Genomic DNA, 24,796 nt, shown 5'->3' on the forward strand with positions numbered 1-24,796 from the left:
TCGCCACCGAACGCAACCACAACCGCCGCGAACGCCTGCAGCGCCAGGCACAACTCACCGGACCCGCCCCACCACGCAACGACGAAGAACCACCACCCTTCTAGGTGGAGGGTGTCCCTGTGTTCGCGCTGCACGAGGGCGTGCATCACCTCGTTGACATCCGGAGATTTGGCGCTGAGCTGGTCGTCACCTAGACTCTAGGGGTTGCCTTGGGCAGACCTCGGCCGGTGAATCGTCGGCCCCGCGTGCTCTTCGGCGACTAACCGCTTTACAAGACGCGCATGCCAGGTCTTTTGGTGGGTTCTGCTTGCCCCCTGGCGTGCACACGTGAACCAGGTCAGGAGATCGAGTGATTCAGCAAGAATCGCGGCTGAAGGTCGCCGACAACACCGGCGCCAAGGAGATCTTGTGCATCCGGGTGCTCGGCGGTTCGTCGCGGCGCTACGCCGGCATCGGTGACGTCATCGTGGCCACCGTCAAGGACGCCATCCCTGGCGGCAACGTCAAGCGCGGCGACGTCGTCAAGGCCGTGGTGGTGCGCACCGTCAAGGAGCGCAGGCGCCCCGACGGGAGCTACATCAAGTTCGACGAGAACGCCGCGGTGATCATCAAGCCGGACAACGACCCTCGCGGCACGCGCATCTTCGGCCCGGTCGGCCGCGAATTGCGCGAGAAGCGGTTCATGAAGATCATCTCGCTGGCCCCGGAGGTGTTGTAGATGAAGGTCCACAAGGGCGACACCGTCCTGGTCATCGCCGGCAAGGACAAGGGCGCCAAAGGCAAGGTCCTGCGGGCATACCCGGAACGCAACCGGGTGCTGGTCGAGGGCGTCAACCGGATCAAGAAGCACACCGCGGTCTCGACCAACCAGCGCGGAGCGCGCTCCGGCGGGATCGTCACGCAGGAGGCCCCGATTCACGTGTCCAACGTGATGGTGGTCGACTCCGACGGCAAGCCGACCCGCGTCGGCTACCGGGTCGACGAGGAGACCGGCAAGCGGGTCCGCATCTCCAAGCGCAACGGCAAGGACATCTGAGGCTATGACCACGGCAGAGAAGGTGCAGCCGCGCCTGAAGCAGCGTTACCGCAACGAGATTCGCGACGCCCTGCAGAAGCAGTTCAACTACCGCAACGTCATGCAGATCCCGACGGTGACCAAGGTCGTCGTCAACATGGGGGTCGGCGAAGCGGCCCGCGACGCCAAGCTGATCAACGGCGCCGTCAACGACCTCGCGCTGATCACCGGGCAGAGGCCCGAGATCCGCAGGGCCCGGAAGTCCATCGCGCAGTTCAAGTTGCGCGAGGGCATGCCGATCGGCGTCCGGGTGACGTTGCGCGGCGATCGGATGTGGGAGTTCCTCGACCGGCTCACCTCGATCGCGCTGCCGCGTATCCGCGACTTCCGCGGGCTTTCGCCCAAGCAGTTCGACGGTGTCGGCAACTACACCTTCGGGCTGGCCGAGCAGTCGGTATTCCACGAGATCGATGTGGACAAGATCGACCGGGTCCGTGGCATGGACATCAACGTCGTCACCTCGGCGACGACCGACGACGAGGGGCGGGCGCTGCTGCGGGCCCTCGGCTTTCCGTTCAAGGAGAACTGACTAGATGGCTAAGAAGGCATTGGTCAACAAGGCCGCGCGCAAGCCGAAGTTCGCGGTGCGCGGCTACACCCGCTGCAGCAAGTGCGGCCGCCCCCGCGCGGTTTTCCGCAAGTTCGGGCTCTGCCGGATCTGCTTGCGCGAGATGGCGCATGCGGGCGAGTTGCCCGGCGTGCAGAAGAGCAGCTGGTGACAGGACACGGGGACTAGACCATGACGATGACCGACCCGATCGCGGACTTCCTGACGCGTCTGCGCAACGCCAATTCGGCCTATCACGACGAGGTGAGCTTGCCGCACTCCAAGCTCAAGGCCAACATCGCCGAAATCCTCAAGAACGAGGGATACATCAGCGATTACCGGACCGAAGACGCCCGGGTGGGCAAGTCGCTGATCATCCAGCTCAAGTACGGCCCGAGCCGGGAGCGCAGCATCGCCGGTCTGCGCCGGGTGTCCAAGCCCGGGCTGCGGGTGTACGCGAAGTCCACCAATCTGCCGCGGGTGCTCGGCGGCCTGGGCGTGGCGATCATCTCCACGTCGTCGGGGCTGCTCACCGACCGCCAGGCGGCCCGGCAGGGCGTGGGCGGCGAAGTCCTCGCGTACGTGTGGTGAGGGGGTAAGCATGTCGCGCATTGGTAAGCAGCCGATTCCGGTTCCCGCCGGGGTCGACGTGACGATCGAGGGTCAGAACGTCTCGGTGAAGGGACCCAAGGGCTCCCTCAATCTGACTGTGGCCGAGCCGATTCGGGTGGCCCGCAACGACGACGGTGCGATCGTGGTAAGCCGTCCCGACGATGAGCGGCACAACCGCTCGCTGCACGGGCTGTCGCGCACCCTGGTGTCCAACCTGGTCACCGGAGTGACCGAGGGTTACACCACCAAGATGGAGATTTTCGGCGTCGGCTATCGCGTGCAGCTCAAGGGCTCCAGCCTCGAGTTCGCGCTGGGCTATAGCCACCCCGTGGTGATCGAAGCCCCCGAGGGCATCACGTTCGCGGTCCAGTCGCCGACGAAGTTCACGGTCTCCGGGATCGACAAGCAGAAGGTCGGCCAGATCTCGGCGAACATCCGCCGCCTGCGCCGCCCCGACCCCTACAAGGGCAAGGGCGTGCGCTACGAGGGCGAGCAGATCCGCCGCAAGGTCGGAAAGACAGGTAAGTAGCCATGGCGCAAACAACCGCTGACACCGCCGCGCGAAAGCCGGTGGGGCAGAACGTATCCGCGACTCGGCGCCTCTCGCGGGTGCGCAGGCACTCGCGGCTGCGCAAGAAGATCGCGGGCACCCCGCAGCGCCCGCGGCTGGTGGTGCACCGCTCCGCGCGGCACATCCACGTGCAGCTGGTCAACGACGAGAACGGCACCACGCTGGCGGCGGCGTCGTCGATCGAGGAGGACGTGCGGGGCCTGCAGGGCGACAAGAAGGCCCGCAGCGTGCGGGTCGGCCAGCTGATCGCCGAGCGCGCCAAGGCCGCCGGCATCGACACCGTGGTGTTCGACCGCGGTGGATACACCTACGGCGGACGGATCGCGGCGCTGGCCGATGCCGCACGCGAAAACGGATTGCGATTCTGATGAACAACGTCAGCCTGATGACAACTGGAAGGACCGCATAATGGCGGAACAGTCAGCCGGCGGCCCCGAGGCCCGCGGCGACAACCGTGACGCACGCGGTGACGGCCGCGACAGCCGCGGCCGGCGCGACAGTGCCCGCGGCCGCGACCGCGACGGCGACAAGAGCAACTACCTGGAACGGGTCGTCGCCATCAACCGCGTCTCGAAGGTGGTCAAGGGCGGTCGGCGCTTCAGCTTCACCGCGCTGGTCATCGTGGGCGACGGCAACGGCATGGTCGGCGTCGGCTACGGCAAGGCCAAGGAAGTCCCGGCCGCGATCGCCAAGGGCGTCGAGGAGGCCCGCAAGGGCTTCTTCCGGGTCCCGCTGATCGGCGGCACCATCACCCACCCGGTCCAGGGTGAGGCCGCCGCGGGCGTGGTCCTGCTGCGCCCCGCCAGCCCGGGTACCGGTGTGATCGCCGGCGGCGCGGCCCGCGCCGTGCTGGAATGCGCTGGCGTCCACGACATCCTGGCGAAGTCGCTGGGCAGCGACAACGCGATCAACGTGGTGCACGCCACCGTCGCGGCGCTCAAGCTGCTGCAGCGGCCGGAGGAGGTGGCCGCCCGCCGCGGGCTGCCCATCGAGGATGTCGCCCCGGCCGGCATGCTCAAGGCGCGCCGCGAGAGCGACGCCCTGGCCAGCGCGGCCGTGGCGCGCGAGGCGCAGGCTTCGGGGACGGCGTCATGAGCCAGCTGAAGATCACCCAGGTGCGCAGCACGATCGGCGCGCGCTGGAAGCAGCGTGAGAGCCTTCGCACCCTGGGCCTGAAGCGGATTCGCCATTCGGTGATCCGCGAGGACAACCCCCAGACCCGCGGCCTGATCGCGGTGGTCAGGCACCTGGTCGAGGTGGAGTCGGCGCCCGAAGGGAAAACACAGTGACCATCAAGCTGCACGACCTCAAGCCGGCGCCGGGCGCGAAAACACCGCGCACCCGCGTCGGCCGCGGTGACGGCTCCAAGGGCAAGACCGCCGGCCGCGGCACCAAGGGCACCAAGGCCCGCAAGAACGTGCCGGCGACCTTCGAGGGCGGGCAGATGCCGATCCACATGCGGCTGCCCAAGCTCAAGGGATTCCGCAACCGGTTCCGCACCGAGTACGAGATCGTCAACGTCGGCGACATCAACAAGCTGTTTCCCGAGGGCGGTTCCGTCGGCGTGGCCGAGCTGGTGGCCAAGGGTGCGGTTCGCAAGAACGCGTTGGTCAAGGTCCTCGGCGACGGCGAACTGAGCGTCAAGGTCGAGGTGTCCGCGCACAAGTTCAGCGGCAGCGCCCGCGAGAAGATCAGCGCCGCGGGCGGGTCGGCCACCGAGCTCTGATCAGCCGAGCCGCGGAATCACCTCCGCGGCAAGGCGTTCCATCTGTTCCGAGTTCTCGGGAACGTCGACGCCGACCGGGTTGAGCAGCAGGTACTCCGCGCCGGCGTCGATCACCTCGCGCAGCCCGCGCACGACGTCGTCGGGGGTGCCCGACACCGGGACCGCGTCGATGCCAAGCATCTTCCCGTAGATGCGCCGCAGCCCGGCCAGCACCCGGTCGCGGGCCCGCGTCGCGTCGTCGTCGATCATCAGGTACACGCGCTTTCCAATCGTGAAGCGGGCGGGGTCTTTCCGCTGCTCTGAGAGTTCGCGGCGCACCACGGTGACGGCCCCGGCAAAGGCCTCGGTCGTCGACGAGCCGGCGCCCAGGAACGAATCGCCGTGGCGCACCGCCCGCGCGAGCGCCTTGGGGGCCAGGCCGCCGAGCCAGATCGGCGGGTGCGGCCGCTGCACCGGCTTGGGCTGGATGGGGAGGTCGTCGACGTCGCGGAACCGGCCATGGAACGTCACCCTCGGTTCGTCGGACCAGGCCGCCTTCATCAACTTCAGGCCCTCGGTGAAATATGAGATGTACGTTGCCTTCTCGACGCCGAAGGCCTCGAACTTGCGGAAGCCTCCGCCCGTTCCGACGCCGATGTCGAGCCGCCCGTGGCTGAGCCGGTCGACGGCCGTGGCGGCCGACGCCAGCTGCAGCGGATCGTGCAACGACGTCACCAACACGGCCACCCCGAGGCGTAGCCGCTCGGTGCAGGCCGCGCAATACGCCAGCAGCTCCAGGGGGGCCAGCAGCGGCGCCTCCCCGATGACCTGCTCGAGCACCCAGCCCCCCTCGAACCCGAGCTCCTCGGCGCGCGACAGGTAGGAGCGCAGCCCGGGGCCGTCAAAACCGTCGTAATCGGACTGGGGGATCGCGATCGAAAACCTCACCCGTTCACCGTACGGCTACGCTGGGTGGGTATGTTCGCCTTCCTACCTTCCATCCCCGGTTTGCCAAATCTGGGGGCCGAGGTCCGCGCCCTGGCCGGCCGGGTCGACACCGCGCGGCACCACGGCGTCCCCAACGGCTGCGTGCTCGAATTGGATTTGCGCTCGATGCCCCCGGAGACGACGGGCTTCGACCCGCTGAAGCTGATCACCGGCGGCGGCCGGCCGATCGCCCTGCGCGACGCCGTCGCCGCGATCCACCGCGCCGCAAACGACTCCCGCATCGCCGGGCTGATCGCGCGCGTGCAGCTGGCCGCGGCGCCGCCGGCGGCGGTTCAGGAGCTGCGCGAGGCGATCGCGGCCTTCAGCGCCGCCAAGCCGTCGCTGGCCTGGGCCCAGACCTACCCGGGCACGCTGTCCTACTATTTGGCCTCGGCGTTCGGCGAGGTCTGGATGCAGCCCTCCGGCACCGTCGGGCTGATCGGCTTCGCGAGCAACGCGACGTTTCTGCGCGACGCGCTCGATAAGGCCGGCATCGAGGCGCAGATCGTCGCGCGGGGCGAATACAAGTCGGCGGCAAACCTTTTCACCGAGGACGGCTTCACCGACGCGCACCGCGAGGCCGTCACGCGGATGCTGGAAAGCCTGCAGGAACAGGTGTGGCGGGCCGTCGCCGAATCGCGCAAGCTCGAGCCCGAGGCGCTCGACGCGCTCGCCGATCGGGCCCCGCTGCTGCGTGACGACGCGGTGTGCGCCGGCCTGATCGACCGGGTCGGGTTTCGCGACGAGGCCTACGACCGCATCGCCGAACTGATTGGCTTCGAAGGCGATCCGGACGACGAGCCGCCGCGGCTGCACCTGTCGCGCTACGCCGGCGCGGCGCGGCCCCGGCTGGCCCCGCCCGTGCCGCCGGTGCCGGGCCGGAAGCCCAAGCCGGCGTTCGCCGTGATCACGATCGACGGCGCCATCGTCGACGGGCGCGGCGGGCGCCAGTTCTTCCCGCTGGGCGGCTCGACCGCGGGTGGCGACACCATCGCGGCGGCGCTGCGCGAGGCCGCCGCCGACGATTCGGTAGCGGCGATCGTGTTGCGGGTGGACAGCCCGGGAGGCTCGGTGAGCGCGTCGGAGACCATCTGGCGCGAGGTGCACAGGGCCCGCGAGCGCGGCAAGCCCGTGGTGGTGTCGATGGGTTCGGTCGCCGCCTCCGGCGGCTACTACGTCGCGGCCGGCGCCGACGCGATCGTGGCCAACCCGGGCACGATCACCGGCTCGATCGGTGTCATCACGGGCAAGCTGGTGGTGCGCGATCTGAAGGACCGGCTGGGCGTGGCCTCGGACGCGGTGCGCACCAACGCCAACGCCGACGCCTGGTCGGTCGACGCGCCGTTCACCCCGGAGCAGCGGGCGCATCGGGAGGCCGAGGCCGACCTGTTCTACGACGACTTCGTGCGACGGGTCGCCGAGGGCCGCAAGCTGACCGCCGACGCCGTGGAAGTCGTTGCGCGAGGCCGGGTCTGGACCGGCGCCGACGCCCGCGAGCGCGGCCTGGTCGACGAGCTGGGCGGGCTTCGAACCGCGCTGCGCCGGGCCAAGGCGCTGGCCGGTCTCGACGAGGACGCCGACGTCCGCCTGGTCGACTATCCGGGTTCGTCGCTGCTGGACATCGTCCGGCCAAGGGCCTCGTCGCAGCCGGCGGCGTCGCTGCCCGACGCCGCCGCGGCGCTGCTCGGCCGCTCGATCGCCGGGACGCTGGACAACGTCGAACGGACGCTGAGCGGGGCCAGCGCGCTGTGGCTGGGCGACTCGCGCTTTTGAGCTAGTTCGATAGCCTGCCGCTGATGAAGATGATCTCGCCGAGCGGGTCGTCGTGTTCGGCCGGGGGCGCCTCGATGCCGTTGCGCCGGAACAGTTCGGTGCGCGTCACGCCCTCGGCCTGCCACCCCTTGCCGGTCAAGTAGTCGACGACGTGGTTGCGTTCGCCGGTGTAGACCAGCGACGCCATGTCGATGTCGATGCCGTGTTCACGGAAGGCGCCGGACATCTCCCGCACCCGGTCGGCGTCGAAATCGACGATGCCCGGGACGAATTCGGTGGCGATCGTGCTGCCGGGCGCGCTCAAAGCGGTGATGTCGTCGAACAACCGGTCCTGGGCCTCCGGCGGCAGGTAGATCAGCAGGCCCTCGGCCAGCCACGCCGTCGGCGCAGACGTGTCGAAACCGGCGGCGGTCAGCGCGCTCGGCCAGTCCGCGCGCAGGTCGATGGCCACGGTGCGCCGCTCGGCGGTGGGCTGGGCGCCGATGCCGGCCAGCGTGGTCGTCTTGAACTCGATCACCTGCGGCTGGTCGATCTCGTAGACCACGGTGCCATCCGGCCACGGCAACCGGTAGGCCCGCGAGTCCAACCCGGACGCCAGGATCACCACCTGCCGAATCCCGGTGCCGGCGGCCCCCATGTTTTGGACAAAGTAGTCGTCGAAGTACTTGGTGCGCACCGCCATTCCGTCGGTCATCGCCTGCATGCGCACCGACGTCGCGTTCTCGATCGCCTCGAGGTCCAGCTCGCCGTCCATCATCTTGGTAAAGAAATCCACCCCTACCGCGCGCACCAGCGGCTCGGCGAACGGGTCGTTGATCAGGCCGCGGGGGTCCTTCGACGCCATCGCCCGCCCGGCCGCGACCATCGTCGCGGTCGCGCCGACGCTGGACGCCAGGTCCCAGTTGTCGTCGTGAGTGCGAGGCACGGTGTCACCCTACTTGAGTCACCCTACTTGAGGGTGGCGGCGACGTAGCTCAGCTCCCCGAAGGTGGCCGCCATCTCCTCCTCGGGAAACTCGAAGCCGTTCTGCGCGTAGAGGTCCCGGGCGGGATGGGCCGTCACCCGCCAGCCGTGGGCGCTCAGGTAGTCGACGACGACGTTGCGTTCCCCGCGGTAGAACAGGTCGGCCGCGTTGAGGTCGAAGCCGAAGCGCTGCCAGCGCTCGCTGATGCGCTGCAGCCGCTCGTCGGAGAACGCGTTCGGGTCCGGCACGTGTTCGGTGGCCAGCCGGCTGCCGGGCGCGCTCAAAGCGGTGATGTTGTCGAACAACCGGTCCTGGGCCTCCGGCGGCAGGTACGGCAACAACCCTTCGGCGCTCCACGCCGCCGGCTGGGTGACGTCAAAACCGCCCTCCCGCAACGCCTTCGGCCAGTCGTCGCGCAGGTCGATGCCGATCGCGCGGCGCTCGGCGGTCGGGGCGGCGCCGATGCCGGCCAGCGTGGTCGTCTTGAACTCGATCACCTGTGGCTGGTCGATCTCGTAGACCACCGTGCCGGCCGGCCACGGCAGCCGGTAGGCACGGGTGTCGAGGCCGGAGGCCAGGATCACCGCCTGCCGCACCCCGGCGGCGGCGGCGCCGGTGAAGAAGTCGTCGAAAAACCGCGTCCGCACCGCGATCTGCTGGATCCGCGCCTTGCGGTTGAAGAGCGGATCGTCCTCGAAATCGATTTTCCCGTCGATGATCCGGACGAAGGGATCCAACCCGACGGCGCGAACCAGCGGATCGGCGAACGGATCGTCGACGAGCGCGTCGGGCCCCTGCGACGCCACGGCCCGAGAGGCCGCGACCATGGTGGCCGTCGCTCCCACGCTCTGCGCCGGTCCCCAGCTGTCCCCGTCGGTGCGTCCGGACTCGTTGGCCATTCGATCGCTCCTAGTTCTTCAGCGTGCCGCTGACGTAGAGCATGTCACCCATGCGCATCTCGTCGTCCTCGAACGGCGCAATCCCGTTGTGGTCGAACAGCTCTCGCAGGGTGACGGCGCTCAGGTCCCAGCCGCGGTCGCCGAGGTAGGCGACCGGTTCGTTGCGGTCGCCGAAGTAGACCAGCCCGGCCATGTCGAGGTCGAAGCCGTGCGCGCGCCAGCGCTCGGTGATGTGCTGCATGTGTTCCCTCATCTTGTCCTCGTCGCCGGGCTCGGGGTTGGGCGCGCTTTCGGTGGCCAACCGGCTGCCCGGGGCGCAGAGCTCGGTGATGGTGTCGAGCAGCCGGTCCTGCGCCTCCGGCGGCAGGTAGCCGAGCAGGCCCTCGGCGCTCCACGCGGTGGGCTGCGCCGGGTCGAACCCGGCGGCGCGGAACGCGGCCGGCCAGTCGTCGCGCAGGTCGATGGCCACCACGCGCCGCTCGGCCGTCGGCGCCGCGCCCAGCTCGGCCAGGGTGCGGCCCTTGAATTCGATGACCTCGGGCTGGTCGACCTCGTACACGACGGTCCCGGCGGGCCAGGGGAGCCGGTACGCGCGGGCGTCCAGCCCGGAGGCCAGGATCACGGCCTGCCTGATGCCGCCCCGCGTCGCGCCGAGGAAGAACTCGTCGAAGAACTTGGTGCGCACCGCCATGTTGTCGACCATGCGCGACATCGCCCCGGCCGAACCGGTCACGCCGTCGTGCACGTCGTTCAGGTCAGCGGGCTCCACCTCGCCGGCGGCCAGCCGGCTGAGGAACTCGACACCGACCGCCCGCACCAGTGGCTCGGCGTAGGGGTCGTCGATCAGCGGGCGATCGGCGCGGGTGGCCACCGCGCGGGCCGCCGCGACCATGGTCGCGGTCGCGCCGACGCTGGACGCCAGGTCCCAGGTGTCGCCCTCGTACCTGGTGGAAGTCATGTCTGCCCCTCTTCGGAAGTAGTCAAGCTAATATTTAGCCGATATAACAAGCTTCCCCCACTGTACGCTTCCCGCGATTCGCGGCAACCTTGACTGATGGCGTATCCGGTCGCGGGCAAGAAGGTGCTGATCACGGGGGCGTCGTCGGGCCTGGGGGCGGCCCTGGCCCGCGGGCTGGCCGGCCGGGAAGCGGTGGTGGGGTTGATCGCCCGCCGGCAAGATCGCCTCGCCGAGGTGCTCGCCGACTGCCGGCGGACGTCCCCGGAATCGGCGATGTGGGCGGCCGATTTGGCCGACACCGCGGCGCTGCACGACCTGGCGCTTGGCGCCTGGGACGCGCTCGGCGGCATCGACGTGCTCGTCAACAACGCCGCGATGCCCAAGCGGCGGCCCGTCGCCGCGCTGGAACCCGACGAGGTCGAGCACGTCATGCGGGTCAACTTCGTCGCGCCGATGCGGCTGACGCTGGCGCTGCTGCCGCGGATGCTCGCGCGCCGGTCCGGCATGATCGTCAACGTGTCCAGCGTCGGCGGCCGGCTGCCCATCATCCACGAATCAGCCTACTGCGCAAGCAAGTTCGCGCTGTGTGGGTGGAGCGAGGCGGTGGCCGTGGACCTGCACGGCAGCGGGGTCTCGGTGAAGCTGATCGAGCCGGGCCCGGTGGACACCGAGATCTGGGACCACCCGGGCAGCGAGGAGCCGCTGTACCGCGGGCCGAAGGTGCCCGCCGCCGAGGTGGCCGAGGGCATCATCGAGGCGCTGGGCAGCGACCGGATCGAGCACTACGTCCCCGACCTGAGAGCGGTCGTTGACGCCAAAAACGCCGACCTGGACGCGTTCGTCGCCGGCGCGGCGGCGATGGGGCGGTCATGAAGGCCCTCGTCTACGGCGTGCCACCGGAGCCGTTCGAGGTCCCCGACGGCGCGAACGCGCTGACGCAGAACCTGGCCCGCACCCCGACCGCGCTGCAAGACGTGCCGGATCCGGTTTTGCCGCACCAGGATTGGGTGATAACCCGGCCGCGGCTGACCGGCATCTGCGGGTCGGACTCCAAGCAGATCCTGATGGACTTCGGCGAGGGCGACGCCGACAACGCCATGGCCGCCTTCTGCTCCTTTCCCCAGGTGATGGGCCACGAGGTGGTCGCCGACGTGGTGGCCGTCGGGCCGAAGGCCCGGGGGCTGGAGGTCGGGCAGCGCGTCGTGCTCAACCCGTGGCTGTCGTGCGGGCCGCGCGGCGTCGAGCCGGCGTGCCCGGCATGCCAAACCGGCGACCACAGCCTGTGCTGGAGCTTCACCGACGGCGACATCAGGCCCGGCATCCACACCGGGGTGTCGGCCGACGTGACCGGCGGGTACGCCGAACTGATGCCGGCGCACGACAGCATGCTGTTCGCGGTCCCCGATTCGGTGCCCGACGAGCTGGCCGTGTTCGCCGACCCGTTTTCGGTGTCGCTGCACGCCGTCACCCGCCACCCGCCACCGGCCTCGGGACGGGCGCTGGTGTACGGCGCGGGGTCGCTGGGGTTGTGCGCGGTCGCGGTCCTGCGGGCGCTCTATCCCGACGTGGCCGTCGCGGCGGTGGCCCGCTTCGCGGCCCAGGCCGAGCTGGCCCGCCGGTTCGGGGCCGCCCCGGTGCTGGCGCACGAACCGCGCCTGGCCGTCATCGAGGAGCTGGCGGCCTGGGGTGGTGGCCGGTTGCACCGGCCGCTGCTCGGGTTGCCGATGGCCCACCCCGGCGCCGTCGACGTCGTCTACGACACGATCGGCAAGCCGGAGACGTTCGAGGTCGGGGTTCGCGTGCTGCGCGCCAGGGGGACGCTGGTGAAGGCCGGCGTCCACGCGCCGGGCCGGTGGGAGTGGAGTCCGTTGTATTTCAAGGAAATCAGCTTGGTGGGCTCGAACGCCTTCGGGGTCGAGGAGGTCGAGGGGCGGCGCCGGCACGCCATCGCCCACTACCTCGACCTGGCGTCCTCGGGCCGAATCGACTTGCGCCCCATGCTGACCCACACGTTCCGCCTCGAGCAGTGGCGGGAGGCGTTCCTGGCGCTCGCCGACCAGGCCGGCAGCGGCGCGGTGAAGGTGGCGTTCGACCAGCGTTAGAGCAGGGCGCCGTGGGATCCCATGATGGGCAGGTCGATGGGGGTGACGGTCGAGCAGGATGCCCAGCGCGCGCCGGCCGGTGTTGCCGGTCGACCACTGAACCACGCGGCGGCGTGCCATGGGCCCCACCGTGATCGGGGCCCTAGGCGGGGCGGGTGGCGCGGTAAAAGTTCAACCGCCCCAGGATGCGGTGCCGCTGCGAGGCGACCTCGGCGCACACGAACCCGGCCCCCGTCAGCAGGCGGGGAATCGCGTCGCCGAGGTTGCCGGCCGCGTGGGGGTTGCGCCGGATGAGCCGTCCCGGCAGGCCGGGGTCGGCCGTGTCACCGCCGATGTCGACCAGGTGCAGCCGGCCGCCGGGGCGAAGGACGCGGAAAACCTCGGACGCCGCAGCGGTTTTCGCGTCGTCGCGGATGTGGTGCAGCATCATCGAGGACAGCACCCGGTCGAATTCGCCCTCGCCGTAGGGGAGCCGCTCGGCGTAGCCGGTGTCGAAGCGGACCCCGTCCGCCTTTCGCCGCGCCCGGTCAAGCGCCCGGGGGTCGGGATCGCAGCCGACCACCTCCAGGTGGGGATGGGCGCGTTGGGCGCGGATCGTGAGATTACCGGTGCCGCAACCGATTTCCAGGATGCGACGGCATCCGGCGAGCTCGGCCTGGGCGATCAGCGTGGCGTGGACCCTCTTCATGCCCAGCAGGCGTGACAGCGGGTCGTACGTCGGCAGCAGCCAGTCGCGGCCGGCGGCGGGCAGGTAATCATGTGGATGATGTTTCGTCACAGGCTCCATGGTGATCGTGTGAATAGCCCTAGGATTGGGCGATCCTTGGCGAAACCTGGACTATCTTTGGTGCCGTGACCCGTCCGACCCGGCTGGTCCGCCAGCGCGCGGGGGTGCCGATCTATGAGTACCGGACGGACCCCGACACGCCCCCGGTGTCGGTCGTGCGCTCCGGTCCGCAGGATTTCGTCGAGCGCGGCCGCCACATTCACGACTTTCCGGCGCTTTGGTACCTGCCCGCGTCGGGGCTGGTGTACGTGGCGGCCGCGGGTCAAGTGCTCGACCCGGGGCGGCTGGCCGATCGCGACCCCGGTGTCGCGGTGTTCTTCGACCCAGCCGCGCTGGGTGAGGGCGCCCGCTCGCCGTGGCCGGCGTGGCGGGCGCACCCGCTGCTGTTCCCGTTCCTGCACGGGCACGCCGGCGGCATCCTGCGCCTGCAGCTGCCCGCGCCGCGCCGGCCGGCGTGGGACGCCGCGATCCGCTCGATCGAGACCGAGCTTGCCGGGCGGCAGGAGGGTTATCGGCAGGCCACCCTGGCGCACCTCACGCTGTTGTTGATCGACCTGGCGCGGCTGGCGGGCCCGGTGGTGGCCGAGCTGCGGCGCGCCGGCGAACCGCTGCTGGCCCGGGTGTTCGAGGTCATCGACCGACGTTTCGCCGGGCCGTTGTCGCTGCGCGACGTCGCGGCCGAGGTCGGCGTGACGCCGGGGCATTTGACCACCGTGGTGCGCCGGCGCACCGGGCGCACCGTCGGCGAATGGATAACCGAGCGGCGGATGGCCGCGGCCCGTGCCCTGCTGGCCGACACCGACCTGCCGGTTGCCGAGATAGCGCGGCGCGTCGGGCTGCCCGATCCCGGTTACTTCAGCCGATTGTTCGGCCGGGCGCACGGCGCCTCTCCGCGCAACTGGCGCGGTGCATGCGTGCCCCGAGAGTGAATCTCACGACGCCTCCGCGGCGTGTCGCGTCGCGCATTTCACGCTCGGCGTGGCCCGTCACGCGTTCGCCCGCAGGTAGCTGTACACCCCGGCGAAGTTGCGGTTCACGTCTTCGGGAATGGGCACCGGACCGCCGAGAGCCCTTGCGCCCCAAACTATCTGGGCCGTCCGCTCGACCAGGGCGGTGACGTGCAGGACCTTGTCGGGCCGGGGTCCCACCGCCACCAGGCCGTGGTTGGCGATCAGCGCGGCGGCGCGGCCCTCGAGCGCCTTGACCGCGTTGGCGCCGACGTCGGGCGTGCCCGAGGCGGCATAGTCGGCGCACCGGATCTCGCCGCCGCAATAGACGGCGAACTCGTCGATGCAGGCCGGAATGCTTTGGTGCGCAATGGCAAACATCGTCGCCCACACCGGGTGGCTGTGGATGACGGCGCCGATGTCGTCGAACGCCTGGTAGCACGCCAGGTGCAGCTGCATCTCCGACGACGGGGCCCGGCCGTCCGCGGCGCGCAGCACGCCGCCCCGCGGGTCGACCAGCACCAGGTCGTCGAGCCGCATGTCGCGATAGTCCACCGACGACGGCGTGATCACGATGTTGCCGTCGGCGCGCCGCGCCGAGATGTTGCCGGCGGTGCCCTCGACCAGGCCGCGCCGCAGCATCTCCTTGGCCGCGTCCAGCACCGCGGTTTCGGGACTTTCGACGAACTTCATCGGGCCAGCACCTCCCGGTTGACGATGTTCGCGGGCGTCTTTCCGTTCAGCAGCGCCTCCAGATCGTCGGCCACCAGCTGCGCCTGCCGAGCCTCAGTGTTCCACGTCGCGCCCCCGATGTGCGGCGTCAGCACGACGTTGGGCATGCCCACCAGCGGATGATCGGGGGCCAGCCACTCCCCGACGAAGTGGTCCAGGCCGGCGGCGGCCACCTTCCCCCCGCGCAGCGCGTCGACGAGCGCGTCGGTGTCGTGCAGCTGGGCGCGCGCGGTGTTGAGGAACACCACCCCGTCGCGCATGGCCGCGAACTGCTCGGCGCCGATCATCCCGACCGTGGCGTCGGTGACCGGCGCGTGCAGCGACACCACGTCGGCCTCGGCCAGCAGCTCGCCGAGCCCGTGGCGGGCCTCCTCGTTGTACGGGTCGTGGGCGATGACCCGCATGCCCAATCCCGAGAGCCGCCACCGCAGCGCCCGCCCCACCGCGCCCAGCCCCACCAGGCCCGCGGTGCGCCCGGCGATCTCCCAGCCGCGGAACCGCTGATACGGAATGCTGCCGTCGCGAAAGATGTTGCCGCTGCGCACATCCGCGTCGGCGGTCAGCAGATGCCGGGTGGCGGCCAGCAGCAGCGCCACCGCCATCTCGGCGACCGCGTCGGCGTTGCGGGCCGGGGTGTTCAGCACCGGGATGCCGGCCGCGGTGGCCCCCTCGACGTCGACGTTGTTGGGGTCGCCGCGGGTGGACGCGATCGCGCGCAGGCCGAGGTCGAACACCGGGCCGCGCACCGAGTCACCTTCCACGACAACCACATCGGCGCGCTCCGCGGCGATCCGGTCGGCGAGCTCCTCGGGGGTATAGATGCGCAGCGGCCGCTGGTCGATCCACGGGTCGTACACCACGTCGGCCAGCCGCTGCAGCTTGGCGAACCCGGGCCCACGCAGCGGTGCCGTCACCAAGGCGCGGTGTCTTGAGGTCATGGACCCCAATGCTGGCGTACGGTGACGCCAGTGTCACGCTCGAACGTTCAGGACGTCACGATCGGCATCGACATCGGCAGCACCGCGGTCAAGGCGGTGGCGGCCGACGCCGACGGCCGCGTGACGGCGCGGGTGCGCATCCCGCACGAGCTGCGGGTGCCCGCCCCCGGTCGGCTCGAGCACGACGCCGACGCCGCGTGGCGGCGCGGCCCGCTCGCGGCGCTCGAGCGGCTGGGCGCGGTGCCCGACGTCCGGGCGGTGGCCGTCGCGGCGATGGTCCCCTCGCTGGCCGCCGTCGACCCCGCCGGCGCGCCGATCACCCCCGGCCTGCTGTACGGCGACGAACGGGGCCGGGCGCCCGGCGACCCCGGCGAACGGGCCCAGCCGCTGCCGGCGCTGGGGGAGGCCGAGCAGTTCCTGCGCTGGACGGCCGCCGCCGCGCCCGGCGCGGCGGGCTACTGGCCGGCGCCGGCGGTCGCCAATCACGCGCTCGCGGGCCAGGCGGTGATCGACGTCGCCACGGCCGCGACCTCCTTCCCGCTGTTCGACGGGACCGGCTGGGACGCCGCCGCGTGCGCCGAGCGCGGCGCCACCGTGGAGCAGATGCCGCGGGTGCAGACCATCGGGTCGGCCGCCGGGCGGGTGCGGGGCAACGGGCCGGTGCTGGCGGTCGGCGCCATCGACGCCCTGTGCGAACAGCTCGTCGCCGGCGCCGACCGGGAGGGCGACGTGCTGGTGCTGTGCGGCACCACCCTGATCGTGTGGACGACCGTGGGCGAGCACCGCCAGGTACCCGGCCTGTGGACCATCCCGCACACCGAGCCCCACAAGAGCAAGATCGGGGGCGCCAGCAACGCCGGCGGCCTCTTCCTCGGCTGGGTGGATCGCGTTGTGGCACAAGCCGATCCGGCGGCGGCCGAGCCCAGGCGGGTGCCGGTGTTCTCGCCCTACATCCGCGGCGAGCGCACCCCGTTCCACGACCCGGATCGTCGCGCCGTCCTCGACGCGCTGGACCTCACCCACGACGCCGCGGCGCTGCGGCGCGCGGCCTACGAGGCGTCGGGCTTCGTCGTCCGTCAGCTCATCGAGCTGAGCGGAGCGCCGGTGGCGCGCATCGTGGCCTCCGGCGGCGGCACGCTGGACCGGTCGTGGATGCAGGCCATCGCCGACGCCACCGGGCGCCCGGTGGAGGTGTCCGAGGTGGCGGAGGGGGCCGCGCTGGGGGCGGCCTTCCTCGGGCGCATCGCGGCGGGCCTGGAAACCACGATCGCCGACGGCGCCCGCTGGGCCCGCACCGGGGAAACCGTCGAACCGAACTCCGCGTGGACCGAGCCGGTCGCGGACCGCTACCGGCGCTTCCTCGAGCTGGGGAGCCGCAGATCGGGCGCCTTACCTCCGGCGGCGTTCTAGTCTGGTGCAATGACTGACCACGACCGCAAGGCGGCCCGTCGGGAAATTGCCGACGCCCTGTTGAAAGCCCTCGAACGCCGGCACGAAATCGCCGATGTCGTGGTGGAGTCCGAGAACAAGGCGGCCGCGGTCGAGGCGATCGTCAAGCTGCTCGACACGTCGCACGTCGCCGCCGAGGCGGTGATGGGCATGTCGTTCGACCAGCTCACCATCGACTCGCGCCGCAAGATCCTGGCCGAGCTCGAGGACCTGAACAAACAGCTCAGCTTCACCCTGGGCGAGCGCCCGGCGAGCTCGGGGGAGACCCTCGAGCTGCGGCCGTTTTCCGCCGACGAGGACCGCGACATCTTCGCCGCCCGCACCGAGGACATGGGCGCCGCAGGCGACGGGTCGGGCGGGCCGGCCGGCAACCTCGACGACGAGATCAGGGCGGCGCTGAGCCGCCTCGACGACGAGGAGGCCGCGTGGTTCGTCGCGGTCGACTCGGGGCAGAAGGTCGGCATGGTGTTCGGCGAGCTGGCCCACGGCGAGGTGAACGTGCGGATCTGGATCCACCCCGAGCACCGCAAGAAGGGTTACGGCACCGCGGCGCTGCGCAAGTCGCGCACCGAGATGGCCTGGTGCTTCCCGGCGGTGCCGCTGGTGGTCCGCACGCCGCCGGCCAGGCCCGCGTAGCTACGCCAGCACCGCGGTGACGGCGACGCTGTTTCGCAGCGTCTCCGGGCTGTCGCCGGGGGGAACGGGCAACCCGGCCTCGGCGAACATGTCCGCGCGGGTGCGTGTCGCGACCCGCCAGCCGCGGTCGCTCAGGTACTGCGCCGCCGGGGTGCGCTCGCCGTGATAGATCAGGGTCGACACGTCGACGTCGAACCCGAACTGCCCCCAGCGGCGCATCATCGCCTTGGCGCGCTTCTCGAGCAGCGGCATCCCGGCGCGGTGGTATTCCGTCGCCAGCCGGCTGCCCGGGGCGCTGAGCGCGGTGATGTCGTCGAACAGCTTGTCCTGAGCCCATGGCGGCAGGTACATCAGCAGGCCCTCGGCGCTCCAAGCGGTCGGCGCGGACTCATCGAATCCCTTGTCGCGCAAGGCGGCCGGCCAGTCGTCGCGCAGGTCGACCGAGACGGTCCGGCGCTCCGCGGTGGGCTCGGCGCCCAGCTCGGACAGCGTCGTGGACTTGAACTCGATGACGGCGGGCTGGTCGACTTCGTAGACGACGCTGCCCGCCGGCCACGGCAGCCGGTAGGGGCGCGAGTCCAAACCGGCGGCCAAAATCACCGCCTGCCGGACGCCCGCGGCGGTGGCGTCGGTGAAGAAGTCGTCGAAGTATCGAGTGCGCACCGCCATCATGTCGACCATGCGCGCCAGGTTGAACTCCACGTCGGGATCGGCGTGGGGGTCGGGTCCGCCGCTCTCGTCGGTGATCTCGCCGTCGAGCACGCGGATGAAGAATTCCTTGCCCACCGCGCGAACCAGCGGGTCGGCGAAGGGATCGTCGATCAGGGCGCCCGGCCGCTTGCTGGCCAGGGCGCGGGCGGCGGCCACCCAGGTCGCCGTCGCTCCCACGCTCGAGGCCAGATCCCAGGTGTCTTGGTCGGTGCGCGTCATGCGTAAGACTCCCTCTCAGGTCAGCGTCGCGGATACGTACTTGATGTCACCGAAGGCGACCATCGACGGCCCACTCGGAAATTCAAATCCGTTGGCGGCATACAGTTCCGGCGTGGTGTGGACGGTGGTTTGCCAGCCGCGGCCGGTCAGGTAGGCCACCACGTCGTTGCGTTCACCGGGGTAGACCAGGTCGGCCCAATTGATGTTGAGGCCCAGGCGGCGCCAGCGTTCGCTGATCTCGTTGCCCCGCTTCTCGATGCGGTCGCGGATGTCGGGCACGTAGCCGGTGCCGATCGCGCTGCCGCGGGCCGACAGCGCGGTGACGTTGTCGAACAGGCGGTCCTGCGCGTCCGGCGGGAGGTAGCCCAGCAACCCCTCCGCGATCCAGGCCGTGGGCCGCCCGGCGGCGAATCCGGCGCCGCGCAGCGCCGCCGGCCAGTCGTCGCGCAGGTCGACGCCCACGGCGCGGCGGTCGGCGGTCGGGGTGGCGCCGAGGTCGGCCAAGGTGCGCGTCTTGAAGTCGATCACCCGGGGCTGGTCGATCTCGTAGACGACGGTCCCGTCCGGCCACGCCAGCCGGTACGCGCGGGTGTCCAGCCCCGAGGCGAGGATGACGGCCTGCCGGACGCCGGCCGCCGTGGCCTCCAGGAAGAAGGAATCGAAGAAACGGGTCCGCACCGCCATGCCCTCGCTGAGCCGCCGCGGGGTGAACGCCGGATCGTCCTCGGCAGCCTCCACCTCGCCGTCCATCAGCTGGATGAAGGCGTCGACGCCGACGGCCCGCACCAGCGGCTCGGCGAACGGATCGTCGATCAGCGGGTCCGGACCCCGGGACGCCAGCGCCCGGCGGGCGGCCACCGCGGTGGCCGTCGCCCCCACGCTGGACGCGAGATCCCAACTGTCCCCGTCCGATCGCTTGCCCTGCGAGTCAGACATCGGCGCCGCTAACCCAGCGTCGCGGTGACGGCGACCATGTTGCGGAGCTGGGACTCGTCGTCGTCGGGGAAGACCAGGCCGTAATCGGCGAAGAACTCCCGGCGCGGCCGGGTCGCCACCTGCCAGCCGCGCTCGCCCAGGTAGTCGACCACGTTGCTGCGTTCGCCGTCGAAGAACAGGCCCGACAAATCGATGTCGCAGCCCAGGTTGGCCCACCGCTGGTTGAACTGCTTGGCGCGTTCGCTCATCGTCCGGCCCGAATCGCCGTGGTACTCGGTGGCCAGCTTGCTCCCCGGCGCGCTGAGCTCGGTGATGTTGTCGAACAGCCGGTCCTGCGCCTCGGGCGGAAGGTACATCAGCAGGCCTTCGGCGCTCCACGACGTCGGCTGGGCGGGGTCGAACCCGCTGCGCCGCAACGCCTCCGGCCAGTCGTCCCGCAGGTCGACGGCCACGGTGCGCCGGTCCGCGGTCGGTTCCGCGCCCAGGTTTGCCATGGCGGTGGTCTTGAACTCGACGACCTTGGGCTGGTCGACCTCGTAGACCACGCTTCCCGGCGGCCAGGGCAGCCGGTAGGCGCGCGCGTCCAGGCCGGCGGCCAGGATCACCGACTGGCTGATCCCGTCGCGCGCGGCATTGAGGAAGAAGTCGTCGAAGAACCGGGTGCGCACGGCGATCGAATCGGTCTCGAGCCGCAGGTCGCGTTCGCCGCTGGCCTCGTCCGCCGCCAGCACGTCACCGTCGACGAGGCGGACGAAGAACTCCAGGCCGACCGCCCGCACCAGCGGCGCGGCGAACGGATCGTTGATGATCGCGTCGGTCTCCGCGCTGGCCAGCGCGCGGGCGGCGGCCACCATGGTGGCGGTCGCGCCGACGCTGGAGGCCAGGTCCCAGGTGTCCTGATCGGTGCGCGTCATGTCGCCCCTTCGATAGTTAGCAACTGCAACGAGCCACCGAAACTCTACGCCTTCCGGCCGTCACCGCGGCGGCCGTTACCGGACCCGCCCGGACCAGCTGTTAGTCTCGTACACGGTTTGACGCGCGACGCCGTATGTCCTGCCTGCGGGTATTCGAGCGACTGACGCAGGATGACCCCAGGAATAACCGCGGGCCGGCCAGACCAGGAGGAAGAGTGCTTTCGGCTTTCATCTCATCGCTGCGGACAGTCGATCTGAGACGGAAGATCCTCTTCACGCTGGGCATCGTCGTCCTCTACCGCGTCGGCGCCGCGCTGCCCTCCCCGGGCGTGAACTACCCGAACGTGCAGCAGTGCATCAAGGAGGCCAGCGGCGGCGAGGCCGGCCAGATCTACTCGCTGATCAACCTGTTCTCCGGCGGCGCGCTGCTCAAGCTGACGGTGTTCGCGGTGGGCGTGATGCCCTACATCACCGCCAGCATCATCGTGCAGCTGCTCACCGTGGTCATCCCGCGCTTCGAGGAGCTCCGCAAGGAGGGCCAAGCGGGCCAGGCCAAGATGACCCAGTACACCCGCTACCTGGCGATCGCGCTGGCCATCCTGCAGGCCACCAGCATCGTGGCGCTGGCGGCCAACGGCGGCCTGCTGCAGGGCTGCTCCCTGGACATCATCGCCAACCAGAGCATCTTCACCCTGGTGGTCATCGTGATGGTGATGACGGCCGGCGCGGCGCTGGTGATGTGGATGGGCGAGCTGATCACCGAACGCGGCATCGGCAACGGCATGTCGCTGCTGATCTTCGTCGGCATCGCGGCGCGCATTCCCGCCGAGGGCAAGACCATCCTGGACAGCCGCGGCGGCGTCATCTTCGCCGCCGTCTGCGTCGCCGCGCTGATCATCATCGTCGGCGTGGTGTTCGTCGAGCAGGGGCAGCGGCGCATCCCGGTGCAGTACGCCAAGCGCATGGTGGGCCGGCGCATGTACGGCGGCACCTCGACGTATCTGCCGCTCAAGGTCAATCAGGCCGGCGTCATCCCGGTCATCTTCGCCTCGTCGCTGATCTACATCCCGCACCTGATCACCCAGCTGGTCCGCAGCGGCAGCGGCGGCGTGGGCAACAGCTGGTGGGACAAGTTCGTCGGCAGCTACCTGTCCGACCCGAGCGACCCGGTCTACATCGGCATCTACTTCAGCCTGATCATCTTCTTCACGTACTTCTACGTGTCCATCACCTTCAACCCCGACGAGCGCGCCGACGAGATGAAGAAGTTCGGCGGGTTCATTCCCGGCATCCGGCCGGGCAAGCCGACCGCCGACTACCTGCGCTACGTGCTGAGCCGGATCACCCTGCCCGGCTCGATCTACCTGGGGGCCATCTCGGTGCTGCCCAACATGTTCCTCCAGATCGGCAACGGGGGAGCGGTCCAGAATTTGCCCTTCGGCGGTACTGCGGTTTTGATCATGATCGGCGTCGGTTTGGATACGGTCAAACAAATCGAGAGTCAGCTCATGCAGCGCAACTACGAAGGGTTCCTCAAGTGAGAGTCGTTTTGCTGGGGCCGCCGGGGGCGGGCAAGGGGACGCAGGCCCAAAAGCTCGCCGAAAAGCTCGGCATCCCGCAAATCTCGACCGGGGAGCTGTTCCGCAGCAACATCGAAAACGGCACCAAACTCGGCCTGGAGGCCAAGCGCTACCTGGACGCCGGCGACCTGGTGCCCTCGGACCTGACCAACCAGCTCGTCGACGACCGGCTCGACGACCCGGACTGCGCCAACGGTTTCATCCTCGACGGCTACCCGCGCTCGCTCGAGCAGGCCAAGGCGCTGCACGAAATGCTCGGGCGCCGCGGCTGCGACATCGACGCGGTGGTGGAGTTCCGCGTCTCGGAGGACGAGTTGCTCAAGCGGCTCAAGGGCCGCGGCCGCGCCGACGACACCGAGGACGTCATCCACAACCGGATGAAGGTCTACCGCGACGAGACGGCCCCGCTGCTCGAGTACTACAGCGACGAGCTCAAGACCGTCGACGCCGTCGGCTCGGTGGACGAGGTGTTCGCGCGCGCGCTGCAGGCGCTGGGCCAGTAACCATGGGCGCGCTGGCGCGGCTGCGAAGTCGCAGGGTCGTGCCGCAGCGCAGCCCCGCAGAGCTCGACGCGATGGCCGCCGCCGGCGCCGTGGTGGCCGCCGCCCTGCGGGCGGTGCGGGCGGCCGCGGTCGCCGGGACGTCGACGTTGGGCCTCGACCAGATCGCCGAGTCGGTGATCCGCGAAGCCGGCGCCACGCCGTCGTTTCTGGGCTACCACGGCTACCCGGCGTCGATCTGCGCGTCGGTCAACGACCGGGTGGTGCACGGCATCCCGTCGGCCGCCGAGATCCTGGCGCCCGGCGACCTCGTGTCGATCGACTGCGGGGCGGTGCTGGACGGCTGGCACGGCGACGCCGCGGTGACGTTCGGGGTCGGGACGCTGGGCGCGGCCGACGAGGCGCTCCGCGACGCGACCAGGGAGGCGCTGCAGGCCGGGATCGCGGCGATGGTCCCCGGCAACCGGTTGACCGACGTGGCGCACGCCATCGAGATGGGCGCCCGCGCGGCCGAGGCGCGCTACGGGCTCCCGTTCGGGATCGTCGAGGGCTACGGCGGCCATGGCATCGGCCGGCACATGCACATGGACCCGTTTTTGCCCAACGAGGGCGCGCCTGGGCGCGGCCCGCTGCTGGCCCCGGGCTCGGTGCTGGCGATCGAACCGATGCTGACGCTGGGCACCGGCAAGACCGTCGTCCTCGACGACGAATGGACCGTGACCACCGCCGACGGGTCGCGCGCGGCGCATTGGGAGCACACCGTCGCGGTCACCGACGCCGGGCCGCGGATCCTGACGCTCGGCTAGCGGGGGCGTGAACTAAACACCTGCTGCGCTCGTTTCCCCGGCAGGAGGTGATCGAGTGGCTCGTGTGGCCGGCAGTCGGGGCGCGTCCGGGGCTGCCGAAGCCGCTCTGATGAAGGCGCTTTACGACGAACACGCCGCGGTGCTGTGGCGCTACGCGCTGCGGTTGACGGGGGACGCCAGCCAGTCCGAGGACGTCGTCCAGGAGACCCTGCTGCGCGCGTGGCAGCATCCGGAGGTCGTCGGCGACACCGAGCGGTCGGCCCGGGCGTGGCTGTTCACCGTCGCGCGCAACATGATCATCGACGACCGGCGCAGCGCCCGGTTCCGCAACGTGGTCGCTTCGCTGGACGAAGACGGCGCGCCGGAGCAGTCGACGCCGGACGAGGTGAACGCGGCGCTGGACCGGCTGCTGATAGCCGAGGCCATGGCCCAATTGTCCGTCGAGCACCGCGCCGTGATCGAGCGGTCCTATTACCGCGGATGGACCACCGCCCAGATTGCTACCGACCTGGAGATAGCCGAAGGAACAGTGAAGTCGCGATTACACTATGCCGTACGGGCATTGCGGCTCACTCTGCAGGAACTCGGGGTCACGCGATGACCATCCCGATGGTCATGGGCTTCGAATACTTGAGGGGTGACAGGAGATGGACGAGATGAGGACGCCGCTGAACGGCATCGGCCCGCCCGGTGACAACGAGGTGTTCGGGTTGACGACGGGGGACGACCACCGCTACGCGCTGTGGGACGCCGCATACGTGCTGGGGTCGCTGTCTGCCTCCGACCGCCGGGAATTCGAGGCGCACATGGCCGGCTGCCCGCAGTGCCGGGAGGCCGTCGCCGACCTGAGCGGGGTGCCGGCCCTGCTTTCGCGGCTCGACCGCGCCGAAGTGGCCGCGATCGACGACTCCGGCCGCGGTTCTTCCGACACGCCGCCGATGTCGCCGGAGCTGTTGCCGTCGCTGCTGGCGACGGTGCGCTGGCGGCGGCGCCGCACGCGCGTGGCCACCTGGGTGGCCTCGTCCGCCGCGGCCGCGGTGCTGGGCGTCGGCGTGCTCGTCGGCGTGCAGGGATTCACCTCGACACCGCCGCAGCAGGCGACGGCGGCCTCGCAGCCGATGGCGCAGGTCGGTACCACCCTGCTGGCATCGACGGTGCAGGTGAGCAGCCAGCACTGGGGCACGTTCATCAACCTCAAGTGCGTCTGCCTGGCGCCGCTGAACGCCCACCACGACACGCTGGCGATGGTGGTGGTGGGCCGCGACGGCAGCCAGACCCGGCTGGCGACGTGGGTGGCCGAACCGGGTCACACCGCGACGCCCGCGGGCAGCGTCTCGACGCCCGTCGACCAGATCGCCGCCGTGCAAGTCGTTTCCGCGGACAGCGGCCAGGTTCTGCTGCAGCGTTCCCTGTAGGCCCCCGCGGAACTGCGCGGCGGGGTGAACTGA

31 protein-coding genes are annotated in these 24,796 nt (G+C 70.4%); 21 read left to right on the forward strand and 10 right to left on the reverse strand.

Features of this window, described 5'->3' with window-relative positions; genetic code table 11:
• The first annotated feature begins 349 nt into the window (after positions 1-349).
• The 10 genes from rplN to rplO are packed head-to-tail and all read left to right on the forward strand — an operon-like array spanning position 350 to position 4,531.
• Positions 350-718 carry a 50S ribosomal protein L14 gene (gene rplN, locus AWC19_RS17085; protein ID WP_003403649.1) on the forward strand — a complete coding sequence of 123 codons (369 nt, stop codon included), beginning with the start codon at positions 350-352 and terminating at the stop codon, positions 716-718.
• Positions 719-1,036, forward strand: coding sequence for a 50S ribosomal protein L24 (rplX, locus tag AWC19_RS17090; RefSeq protein ID WP_085079251.1), 318 nt, complete (start codon positions 719-721; stop codon positions 1,034-1,036).
• A gap of 4 nt (positions 1,037-1,040) precedes the next feature.
• Entirely contained in the window at positions 1,041-1,604 is a 564-nt protein-coding gene (gene rplE / locus AWC19_RS17095) for a 50S ribosomal protein L5 (RefSeq protein ID WP_085079252.1), read from the forward strand.
• A gap of 4 nt (positions 1,605-1,608) precedes the next feature.
• Positions 1,609-1,794: a type Z 30S ribosomal protein S14 gene (locus tag AWC19_RS17100; protein ID WP_011739072.1), complete on the forward strand. Its 186-nt coding sequence runs from the start codon at positions 1,609-1,611 to the stop codon at positions 1,792-1,794.
• A 20-nt stretch (positions 1,795-1,814) separates the two neighbouring features.
• A complete protein-coding gene (gene rpsH, locus AWC19_RS17105; RefSeq protein ID WP_085079253.1) occupies positions 1,815-2,213 on the forward strand; it encodes a 30S ribosomal protein S8 in 399 nt (132 codons plus the stop codon).
• A 10-nt stretch (positions 2,214-2,223) separates the two neighbouring features.
• Positions 2,224-2,763, forward strand: coding sequence for a 50S ribosomal protein L6 (rplF, locus tag AWC19_RS17110; RefSeq protein WP_085079254.1), 540 nt, complete (start codon positions 2,224-2,226; stop codon positions 2,761-2,763).
• Positions 2,764-2,804: 41 nt separating this feature from the next.
• Positions 2,805-3,173 carry a 50S ribosomal protein L18 gene (gene rplR, locus AWC19_RS17115; protein WP_085079355.1) on the forward strand — a complete coding sequence of 123 codons (369 nt, stop codon included), beginning with the start codon at positions 2,805-2,807 and terminating at the stop codon, positions 3,171-3,173.
• A gap of 40 nt (positions 3,174-3,213) precedes the next feature.
• A complete protein-coding gene (gene rpsE, locus AWC19_RS17120; protein ID WP_085079255.1) occupies positions 3,214-3,900 on the forward strand; it encodes a 30S ribosomal protein S5 in 687 nt (228 codons plus the stop codon).
• Complete coding sequence (gene rpmD / locus AWC19_RS17125) at positions 3,897-4,094, forward strand: 50S ribosomal protein L30 (RefSeq protein ID WP_085079256.1); 198 nt, start codon at positions 3,897-3,899, stop codon at positions 4,092-4,094. The genes rpsE and rpmD overlap by 4 nt, the downstream gene beginning before the upstream one ends.
• Positions 4,091-4,531 carry a 50S ribosomal protein L15 gene (rplO, locus tag AWC19_RS17130; protein ID WP_085079257.1) on the forward strand — a complete coding sequence of 147 codons (441 nt, stop codon included), beginning with the start codon at positions 4,091-4,093 and terminating at the stop codon, positions 4,529-4,531. Before rpmD ends, rplO begins: the two co-directional genes overlap by 4 nt.
• Here rplO and AWC19_RS17135 read toward each other — a convergent pair whose 3' ends face one another.
• Positions 4,532-5,458: an LLM class flavin-dependent oxidoreductase gene (locus AWC19_RS17135; RefSeq protein ID WP_085079258.1), complete on the reverse strand. Its 927-nt coding sequence runs from the start codon at positions 5,456-5,458 to the stop codon at positions 4,532-4,534. It abuts the gene before it with no gap.
• A 30-nt stretch (positions 5,459-5,488) separates the two neighbouring features.
• Here AWC19_RS17135 and sppA point away from each other — a divergent pair, with 30 nt between their 5' ends.
• A complete protein-coding gene (sppA, locus tag AWC19_RS17140; protein ID WP_085079356.1) occupies positions 5,489-7,270 on the forward strand; it encodes a signal peptide peptidase SppA in 1,782 nt (593 codons plus the stop codon).
• Between the two features lies 1 nt (position 7,271).
• Here the strand turns inward: sppA and AWC19_RS17145 are convergent, their stop codons facing one another.
• Genes AWC19_RS17145 through AWC19_RS17155 form a run of 3 tightly spaced genes read right to left on the reverse strand, consistent with a single transcriptional unit; the run spans position 7,272 to position 10,091 of the window.
• On the reverse strand, positions 7,272-8,195 hold the full coding sequence (locus AWC19_RS17145; protein ID WP_085079259.1) for a class I SAM-dependent methyltransferase: 924 nt from the start codon (positions 8,193-8,195) through the stop codon (positions 7,272-7,274).
• A 23-nt stretch (positions 8,196-8,218) separates the two neighbouring features.
• Positions 8,219-9,133 (reverse strand): class I SAM-dependent methyltransferase, encoded by a 915-nt coding sequence (locus tag AWC19_RS17150; RefSeq protein WP_085079260.1) that lies wholly within the window; start codon positions 9,131-9,133, stop codon positions 8,219-8,221.
• A gap of 10 nt (positions 9,134-9,143) precedes the next feature.
• Positions 9,144-10,091 carry a class I SAM-dependent methyltransferase gene (locus AWC19_RS17155; RefSeq protein WP_085079261.1) on the reverse strand — a complete coding sequence of 316 codons (948 nt, stop codon included), beginning with the start codon at positions 10,089-10,091 and terminating at the stop codon, positions 9,144-9,146.
• 96 nt (positions 10,092-10,187) lie between these two features.
• Between AWC19_RS17155 and AWC19_RS17160 the strand changes: the two genes are divergently transcribed.
• Together AWC19_RS17160 and AWC19_RS17165 are read left to right on the forward strand one after the other, a co-directional pair.
• On the forward strand, positions 10,188-10,964 hold the full coding sequence (locus tag AWC19_RS17160; protein ID WP_085079262.1) for an SDR family NAD(P)-dependent oxidoreductase: 777 nt from the start codon (positions 10,188-10,190) through the stop codon (positions 10,962-10,964).
• On the forward strand, positions 10,961-12,193 hold the full coding sequence (locus tag AWC19_RS17165; RefSeq protein ID WP_085079263.1) for a zinc-dependent alcohol dehydrogenase: 1,233 nt from the start codon (positions 10,961-10,963) through the stop codon (positions 12,191-12,193). The genes AWC19_RS17160 and AWC19_RS17165 overlap by 4 nt, the downstream gene beginning before the upstream one ends.
• A gap of 142 nt (positions 12,194-12,335) precedes the next feature.
• Here AWC19_RS17165 and AWC19_RS17170 read toward each other — a convergent pair whose 3' ends face one another.
• Positions 12,336-12,971 (reverse strand): class I SAM-dependent methyltransferase, encoded by a 636-nt coding sequence (locus AWC19_RS17170; RefSeq protein ID WP_372508606.1) that lies wholly within the window; start codon positions 12,969-12,971, stop codon positions 12,336-12,338.
• A 74-nt stretch (positions 12,972-13,045) separates the two neighbouring features.
• On the opposite strand from AWC19_RS17170, the gene AWC19_RS17175 reads away from it, so the two are divergent.
• On the forward strand, positions 13,046-13,909 hold the full coding sequence (locus AWC19_RS17175) for a helix-turn-helix transcriptional regulator (RefSeq protein WP_085079265.1): 864 nt from the start codon (positions 13,046-13,048) through the stop codon (positions 13,907-13,909).
• A gap of 57 nt (positions 13,910-13,966) precedes the next feature.
• On the opposite strand, the gene AWC19_RS17180 is transcribed toward AWC19_RS17175, so the two are convergent.
• Both AWC19_RS17180 and AWC19_RS17185 read right to left on the reverse strand, forming a co-directional pair.
• Positions 13,967-14,620 (reverse strand): L-fuculose-phosphate aldolase, encoded by a 654-nt coding sequence (locus AWC19_RS17180; protein ID WP_085079266.1) that lies wholly within the window; start codon positions 14,618-14,620, stop codon positions 13,967-13,969.
• Complete coding sequence (locus AWC19_RS17185) at positions 14,617-15,597, reverse strand: NAD(P)-dependent oxidoreductase (protein ID WP_085079267.1); 981 nt, start codon at positions 15,595-15,597, stop codon at positions 14,617-14,619. Before AWC19_RS17185 ends, AWC19_RS17180 begins: the two co-directional genes overlap by 4 nt.
• Before the next feature lie 21 nt (positions 15,598-15,618).
• Between AWC19_RS17185 and AWC19_RS17190 the strand changes: the two genes are divergently transcribed.
• Both AWC19_RS17190 and AWC19_RS17195 read left to right on the forward strand, forming a co-directional pair.
• Positions 15,619-17,007, forward strand: a complete 1,389-nt coding sequence (locus tag AWC19_RS17190) for a xylulokinase (RefSeq protein WP_085079268.1) — start codon at positions 15,619-15,621, stop codon at positions 17,005-17,007.
• A gap of 9 nt (positions 17,008-17,016) precedes the next feature.
• Positions 17,017-17,682 (forward strand): GNAT family N-acetyltransferase, encoded by a 666-nt coding sequence (locus AWC19_RS17195; RefSeq protein ID WP_085079269.1) that lies wholly within the window; start codon positions 17,017-17,019, stop codon positions 17,680-17,682.
• On the opposite strand, the gene AWC19_RS17200 is transcribed toward AWC19_RS17195, so the two are convergent.
• Genes AWC19_RS17200 through AWC19_RS17210 form a run of 3 tightly spaced genes read right to left on the reverse strand, consistent with a single transcriptional unit; the run spans position 17,683 to position 20,462 of the window.
• On the reverse strand, positions 17,683-18,612 hold the full coding sequence (locus tag AWC19_RS17200) for a class I SAM-dependent methyltransferase (RefSeq protein WP_085079270.1): 930 nt from the start codon (positions 18,610-18,612) through the stop codon (positions 17,683-17,685).
• 15 nt (positions 18,613-18,627) lie between these two features.
• Positions 18,628-19,548 carry a class I SAM-dependent methyltransferase gene (locus tag AWC19_RS17205; protein ID WP_085079271.1) on the reverse strand — a complete coding sequence of 307 codons (921 nt, stop codon included), beginning with the start codon at positions 19,546-19,548 and terminating at the stop codon, positions 18,628-18,630.
• An 8-nt stretch (positions 19,549-19,556) separates the two neighbouring features.
• Positions 19,557-20,462, reverse strand: a complete 906-nt coding sequence (locus AWC19_RS17210) for a class I SAM-dependent methyltransferase (RefSeq protein WP_085079272.1) — start codon at positions 20,460-20,462, stop codon at positions 19,557-19,559.
• Positions 20,463-20,677: 215 nt separating this feature from the next.
• On the opposite strand from AWC19_RS17210, the gene secY reads away from it, so the two are divergent.
• From secY to AWC19_RS17235, 5 genes are read left to right on the forward strand one after another with little or no spacing between them, the layout of a single operon-like run.
• On the forward strand, positions 20,678-22,003 hold the full coding sequence (gene secY / locus AWC19_RS17215; protein WP_085079273.1) for a preprotein translocase subunit SecY: 1,326 nt from the start codon (positions 20,678-20,680) through the stop codon (positions 22,001-22,003).
• Positions 22,000-22,545 (forward strand): adenylate kinase, encoded by a 546-nt coding sequence (locus tag AWC19_RS17220; RefSeq protein ID WP_085079274.1) that lies wholly within the window; start codon positions 22,000-22,002, stop codon positions 22,543-22,545. Before secY ends, AWC19_RS17220 begins: the two co-directional genes overlap by 4 nt.
• Positions 22,546-22,547: 2 nt before the next feature.
• Positions 22,548-23,348, forward strand: a complete 801-nt coding sequence (gene map / locus AWC19_RS17225; RefSeq protein ID WP_085079275.1) for a type I methionyl aminopeptidase — start codon at positions 22,548-22,550, stop codon at positions 23,346-23,348.
• A gap of 55 nt (positions 23,349-23,403) precedes the next feature.
• Positions 23,404-23,949: a sigma-70 family RNA polymerase sigma factor gene (locus tag AWC19_RS17230; RefSeq protein ID WP_085079276.1), complete on the forward strand. Its 546-nt coding sequence runs from the start codon at positions 23,404-23,406 to the stop codon at positions 23,947-23,949.
• A gap of 46 nt (positions 23,950-23,995) precedes the next feature.
• Positions 23,996-24,763 carry an anti-sigma factor family protein gene (locus tag AWC19_RS17235; RefSeq protein WP_085079277.1) on the forward strand — a complete coding sequence of 256 codons (768 nt, stop codon included), beginning with the start codon at positions 23,996-23,998 and terminating at the stop codon, positions 24,761-24,763.
• The last annotated feature ends 33 nt before the right edge of the window (positions 24,764-24,796 follow it).

It is taken from the genome of Mycobacterium palustre, from assembly GCF_002101785.1.
GTDB classification, from domain to species: domain Bacteria; phylum Actinomycetota; class Actinomycetes; order Mycobacteriales; family Mycobacteriaceae; genus Mycobacterium; species Mycobacterium palustre.

Coding starts and splice junctions, on each gene's coding strand:
- rplF (WP_085079254.1), top strand. CDS start 2,224: ATGTCGCGCATTGGTAAGCAGCCGATTCCGGTTCCCGCCGGGGTCGAC.
- rplE (WP_085079252.1), top strand. CDS start 1,041: ATGACCACGGCAGAGAAGGTGCAGCCGCGCCTGAAGCAGCGTTACCGC.
- sppA (WP_085079356.1), top strand. CDS start 5,489: ATGTTCGCCTTCCTACCTTCCATCCCCGGTTTGCCAAATCTGGGGGCC.
- AWC19_RS17185 (WP_085079267.1), bottom strand. CDS start 15,597: ATGACCTCAAGACACCGCGCCTTGGTGACGGCACCGCTGCGTGGGCCC.
- map (WP_085079275.1), top strand. CDS start 22,548: ATGGGCGCGCTGGCGCGGCTGCGAAGTCGCAGGGTCGTGCCGCAGCGC.
- AWC19_RS17100 (WP_011739072.1), top strand. CDS start 1,609: ATGGCTAAGAAGGCATTGGTCAACAAGGCCGCGCGCAAGCCGAAGTTC.
- AWC19_RS17205 (WP_085079271.1), bottom strand. CDS start 19,548: ATGTCTGACTCGCAGGGCAAGCGATCGGACGGGGACAGTTGGGATCTC.
- rplX (WP_085079251.1), top strand. CDS start 719: ATGAAGGTCCACAAGGGCGACACCGTCCTGGTCATCGCCGGCAAGGAC.
- rpsH (WP_085079253.1), top strand. CDS start 1,815: ATGACGATGACCGACCCGATCGCGGACTTCCTGACGCGTCTGCGCAAC.
- AWC19_RS17165 (WP_085079263.1), top strand. CDS start 10,961: ATGAAGGCCCTCGTCTACGGCGTGCCACCGGAGCCGTTCGAGGTCCCC.
- rpsE (WP_085079255.1), top strand. CDS start 3,214: ATGGCGGAACAGTCAGCCGGCGGCCCCGAGGCCCGCGGCGACAACCGT.
- AWC19_RS17160 (WP_085079262.1), top strand. CDS start 10,188: ATGGCGTATCCGGTCGCGGGCAAGAAGGTGCTGATCACGGGGGCGTCG.
- AWC19_RS17195 (WP_085079269.1), top strand. CDS start 17,017: ATGACTGACCACGACCGCAAGGCGGCCCGTCGGGAAATTGCCGACGCC.
- AWC19_RS17200 (WP_085079270.1), bottom strand. CDS start 18,612: ATGACGCGCACCGACCAAGACACCTGGGATCTGGCCTCGAGCGTGGGA.
- AWC19_RS17210 (WP_085079272.1), bottom strand. CDS start 20,462: ATGACGCGCACCGATCAGGACACCTGGGACCTGGCCTCCAGCGTCGGC.
- rpmD (WP_085079256.1), top strand. CDS start 3,897: ATGAGCCAGCTGAAGATCACCCAGGTGCGCAGCACGATCGGCGCGCGC.
- AWC19_RS17180 (WP_085079266.1), bottom strand. CDS start 14,620: ATGAAGTTCGTCGAAAGTCCCGAAACCGCGGTGCTGGACGCGGCCAAG.
- AWC19_RS17235 (WP_085079277.1), top strand. CDS start 23,996: ATGGACGAGATGAGGACGCCGCTGAACGGCATCGGCCCGCCCGGTGAC.
- AWC19_RS17150 (WP_085079260.1), bottom strand. CDS start 9,133: ATGGCCAACGAGTCCGGACGCACCGACGGGGACAGCTGGGGACCGGCG.
- AWC19_RS17155 (WP_085079261.1), bottom strand. CDS start 10,091: ATGACTTCCACCAGGTACGAGGGCGACACCTGGGACCTGGCGTCCAGC.